The organism is Schlesneria sp. (assembly GCF_036405755.1).
GTDB lineage: Bacteria > Planctomycetota > Planctomycetia > Planctomycetales > Planctomycetaceae > Schlesneria > Schlesneria sphaerica.
Genome location: NZ_DASWWZ010000745.1, coordinates 1 through 4820 on the forward strand (window position 1 = coordinate 1; position 4820 = coordinate 4820).

The 4820-nt window shown below is 53.6% G+C and carries 5 protein-coding genes; all 5 read left to right on the top strand.

The features are described 5' to 3' along the window. Positions 1–42 precede the first annotated feature (42 nt). The gene (locus VGE80_RS24485) at positions 43–1104 is read left to right on the top strand and encodes a DUF1559 domain-containing protein (protein WP_440594477.1); all 1062 of its coding nucleotides are present in this window, start codon (positions 43–45) and stop codon (positions 1102–1104) included. Between the two features lie 88 nt (positions 1105–1192). Further along, positions 1193–1657 carry a hypothetical protein gene (locus VGE80_RS24490; protein ID WP_397569206.1) on the top strand — a complete coding sequence of 155 codons (465 nt, stop codon included), beginning with the start codon at positions 1193–1195 and terminating at the stop codon, positions 1655–1657. A 528-nt stretch (positions 1658–2185) separates the two neighbouring features. After that, positions 2186–3244 carry a DUF1559 family PulG-like putative transporter gene (locus VGE80_RS24495; protein ID WP_440594478.1) on the top strand — a complete coding sequence of 353 codons (1059 nt, stop codon included), beginning with the start codon at positions 2186–2188 and terminating at the stop codon, positions 3242–3244. A 349-nt stretch (positions 3245–3593) separates the two neighbouring features. After that, on the top strand, positions 3594–4034 hold the full coding sequence (locus VGE80_RS24500) for a hypothetical protein (RefSeq protein WP_440594479.1): 441 nt from the start codon (positions 3594–3596) through the stop codon (positions 4032–4034). 143 nt (positions 4035–4177) lie between these two features. Continuing rightward, positions 4178–4820, top strand: a 643-nt coding sequence (locus VGE80_RS24505) for a PhoPQ-activated protein PqaA family protein (RefSeq protein ID WP_440594480.1), incomplete at its 3' end; no start/stop codon positions are given.

The window sequence follows — 4820 nt, forward strand, 5'->3', positions numbered from 1 at the left end:
TTGGCTTCGTCATTTTCCAACTTGTTTCGAGGAGTGCGTTCTATGGTCATTCAAACTTCAAACCAGCGTAAACGTGGTTTTACACTCATCGAGCTATTGGTGGTGATTGCCATCATCGCGGTGCTGATCGCCCTTTTACTACCCGCCGTGCAGCAGGCACGTGAAGCAGCGCGCCGCACCCAATGCAAGAACAATCTCAAGCAGATGGGCCTGGCTTTTCACAACTACCACGACGTCTACGGCCAGTTCCCGCTGCCAGCCATTCTTAGTATCGACGTCAGTAGTGGTTCATTGCGTTTTGGTCAGACGATCGGATGGGGAACATCCATTCTCCCATACCTGGATCAAGCACCAGTGTTTAATTTGTACAATGTTGGCGTATCCGTCTATGACCCTGTTAACGCGTCAGCCATTGCCTCTCCTCTTAAAGCATTTGTGTGCCCCTCCACACCACGCAACGGCACGACGACCACATACTCCATACCTTCAGGGACCGTTCTCGCCAGCGGATACCCCGGCACTGCACAGACCTATAACTTCACCGGCGGAGCCTCTGACTACCTCGTTCCTTCCGGTGTCAGAGGGGTCTTCAGCAATCTGGCATACCAGGGAACGTCGTATACGGGCGATCGTAGCGGATACGCGACCTGGTCTATATCGGTCCGCCCGTTCGAACTGGGTTACAGCAGTGGTGGCCGTCCCGGACGAATCGCGAATATCACTGATGGATCGTCGAACACAGCTTTAATTTTCGAAAACGCCGCTCGAAACACGTTGTATCGTCGAGGCAAAGCGATTGGGAGTTCCGATCCAGAAGCTGCTGCGATCGGGATTAGCGGAGGGGGAGCATGGGCTGACGCCGTTTTCTCGGGCGATATCTGGATTAACGGAACTGGCTACAACGGTGAACTTCTAGGTGACGGTGGACCGTGCGCGATTAACTGTTCGAACCGAGCCCACTCAGGAATGTATTCCTTTCATGTCGGCGGAGCTCATACTCTGATGGCTGATGGAGCAGTTCGATTTGTGAATGAGAACACTGCCGCTTTGATCATCGCGTCAATTATCACCGCCCAACGTGGAGAGATCCTCGGCGAATTCTGACGAATTCCAGTACGTTCGTTATCTTTCAGGGCAACCCTGCATCTGGTGGGGTTGCCCGGTTCTGCTTTGACTTGATGAGGCATGGTTCATGGTTGGGCACCGATTCCTGTTAATGATGGTCACACTTGGAATCTTTCTCGGGTTCATCGGGTGTGAGCGAGGACCGAAAGGGGTCGTGCGCGACAAGGTGAGCAAAGTAACGGGGACCCTGCTGATTGACGGTGAACCCGAGTCGATGGTCGCAGTTCGCCTGATTCGGGTGAACGGTCCCGATCCCGAAGCGGGCACATCACAAGTGATCGTCCCCTCCGCATACACAGATGACGAAGGGAAATTCACCATCGGTACATACGAAGGTGGCCCGAATGCAGATGGAGCCCCTAAAGGTGATTATGCAGTCGTCTTTCAGTGGGGACAGATCAATTTGATTGGCGGCAATTACGCTGGTGACAAGTTCAAAGGTAAGTACTCTGATCCAGAAAAATCAGAAATTAAGCTGACCGTTGCCGACGCCCCTGTCGATTTGGGCGAAATTCAGCTCAGCACGAAATAGGAAACTGGAAGCATCACACGTCTTCAGGTATGCCACACAATGCAGTTGCACCATTTCGTGCCGATGAATTCACATCCGTGTAAGCTCAGCCAACATGCCCCCCACGTCGTTCAAGTCACGCGGGACCCACTCACAATGTCGTTCGTCACGAGAACATAGTTCAAACACGTTTTGGTGGCGGAATAAGACTTGAGACCGTGGAATCCTGGTCGGAATCGGCCGGTCGGCATCGTCGATGAGCCACTGAAGCCCTCTTTTTCGACGACGCCGCAGGATTGTCGCGGTGAAGCTGATCACCTACGATAAAGTGACTGAAACTCATTCCTCTCTTTCTCCACGAACATTCACCAAAACTTCACGAGAGTTGACTAGTTTGACGTTCGTCGAAACCAGTCCTCGGCATTATTCCTTCAAGGTTATTTCACAACCTGTGAGCAATTGCTGTGGCATCTGGTTTTACAGGCAGAATTCCATCGACCGCATATGCAAAATGGATTTCGAAACTGCTTCTCAGCTTTAGGGATTTCAATGTCAGAAAAGCCTCTACATAAGCGTCAGCGTGGGTTCACTTTGATCGAATTGCTGGTTGTCATTGCCATCATTGCGGTCTTAATTGCCTTACTTTTACCAGCGGTTCAACAGGCACGGGAGGCGGCTCGACGAACACAGTGCAAAAACAACCTCAAACAAATTGGCTTGGCCATGGCCAATTATGAGAGCACTTACGGACGGTTTCCAATTCCTGTGTTTTTGTCGCTGATGAACTCAACGGGTTACAGTGGCGCTCTTAGCTCAACCGTCTGGTCATTGGCCGTGCTGCCATACATGGATCATGCCGCGACCTTTAATCTCTACAACCAGAACTACAGTGCCTTCGATCCTGTCAATGTTACCGCCGGTCAGACAGTCATTACGGGATACTTGTGCCCTTCCACACCTCGATCAAGCACCAAGATCTCTTATGAGAATCCCTACGTGGTCGGAACATTTTCAACCGCTCCGTGGAACCTCACGAGTGCCGGGGCGATTGACTACATCAGCACCATTCAGGTCCAGCGACAGTTCGTCGATATCGTCTACAACACGACAGGTTCGGTCACACTGGATGGCTGGGCCGTGGGCGGAAATGCGGTCGCGGGGAACGTCCTCAACATCCCCACCGGGGGCCGAATCTCTGACATCACGGATGGAACATCCAACACGATGATGGTCGGTGAACTTTGCGGACGGAACACTCTGTACCGAGGGGCCCGCCAGGTGGTTCCGACCTCAGATCCGGAATCGGGTTGGCAAGCTTCATTCGGCGCGGGGGCGTGGGTCGATCCGTTCAATGGACAGTGGAAGCTCTCGGGGCGGAATTATGATGGTTCCGGCGATCGGGGACTCTGTACGATCAATTGCTCGAATGCTCACTTTCGCAGTGGCAGCCCTACCGAATATTCCGCGGGACTTTACTCCTGGCACACGGGAGGAGCCCAGATCCTACTCTGCGATGGGTCAGTCCGTTTCCTGAGCCAGAACATCAGCGGCATTACGATGGTCGGGCTGGTCTCCGCCCGAGGTGGCGAGATCATCGGCGAGTTCTAATTGTGGAACAGAAAATCTCCGCATGAGTGCAGGACTGATTTGTTACACAGATTCGCAACGCGGCGCGTCAGGAGTCTCCCCACATTCAGTTCTTCAACCACGGCCCCTGGCGTTCTTGAACGCGATGGAGTGCCCTCTCCAGGGCCATCATCAACTGGGATAGAACGTTTCAGAGACAACGCATGAGAAAGTGGAAACTCCCGGTGAGTTCACTGAGTACTCCCACACAGGCAGAGGCTCCCCACATGTAAGGTGTCGGGAGCCTCTGGAATTAACGGACTCGCTTTGTCAGCAGTCCGCCCTATGACGACTTGTCACTCTTTGAGTACGATTTGCCTCGGAAACTGGAATGCACACACGGAAATTTGAAATCTATTTGTGGATGGTTCTGGGAGGACTGATTTCCGGCTGCGCGCCTGCTCAGCAAGGGGGGCCTCGAATCGAAACCACCCCGGTGACGGGTATCGTGGAAGTCGACGGTGAACCTGCGGAAAACCTCCTTGTCGAATGCCATCCCCAGCCCGGCACAGAAACGATCAAGTACCCCTTGACCGCCTTAACAGACGCGGAGGGACGTTTCTCGATGTCGATGTATCAGGCCGGAGACGGGCTGCCAGAAGGGACCTACAATCTCGCATTCGTCTGGGAAGAAATGGGGATCCCGCCCAAAGACAGACTGAAAGGGGCCTACGCCGACCCCAAAAAATCCAAACACCAGCTGACCGTTGTGTCCGGTGAGTCAAATGACATTGGGTTAATTGAGCTATCGACGAAAGGAGCGAAGCCCTAGACCTTCACTCGCATTGCATAACCCCACTGCTCGGCCTGTTGCCTCGTCTTCTGAAATCACGGGCTGACATTGAAAGTCTTGCTACACACTGTTTCAATCATTCTTCCTGTCCCAGTTGAATCACTTCAGAACAAAGAGACGCTATGAAATTTGTTCGACCGATCTGCTTGACTTGCCTGATGCTGGTTTTTGCCAGCACGGCATTCGCCCAGTCGTCCCCTGCTCCGGTCGCATCACCGCTTCAGGATTACCTGAACCTGCCAGACAAGACCTTCGCCTGGAAGCTCAATGAAAAGATTGAGAATCCGCTGGGCAAGATCTACGACGTCGAACTCGCGTCGCAGGCCTGGATGGATATGACCTGGAAGCACGTGATGATGGTCTACGAGCCAGCCGACCTGAAGCACAAGGACCATGTGCTGCTCTTCATTACCGGCGGGGGCAATCTGAACAAGCCCAGCGATGGTGACCGCATGATGGGCCTGCTGATCGCGAAACTTTGCGGGGCACGGGTCGCCATGGTCCATCAGGTCCCCAATCAACCCCTGCTGGGTGGCCGCAAGGAAGATGATCTGATCACAGACACCTTCCTCTTCCACCTCGCCACAGGTGATAAACGCTGGCCGCTCCTGTTCCCGATGGTCAAAAGTGCCATCCGAGCCATGGACTGTGTCGAACAGCTTGCAGAAAAAGAGTGGAACGCGCCCGTCAAGGGGTTTGTCGTCACGGGAGCGTCGAAACGAGGATGGACCACGTGGTTGACCGGAGCATCCGACAAACGGGTCG

Excerpts from the sequence above, each read along its gene's own strand:
- VGE80_RS24500 (WP_440594479.1), top strand. The coding sequence starts at position 3,594 with ATGCACACACGGAAATTTGAAATCTATTTGTGGATGGTTCTGGGAGGA.
- VGE80_RS24490 (WP_397569206.1), top strand. The coding sequence starts at position 1,193 with ATGGTTGGGCACCGATTCCTGTTAATGATGGTCACACTTGGAATCTTT.
- VGE80_RS24495 (WP_440594478.1), top strand. The coding sequence starts at position 2,186 with ATGTCAGAAAAGCCTCTACATAAGCGTCAGCGTGGGTTCACTTTGATC.
- VGE80_RS24485 (WP_440594477.1), top strand. The coding sequence starts at position 43 with ATGGTCATTCAAACTTCAAACCAGCGTAAACGTGGTTTTACACTCATC.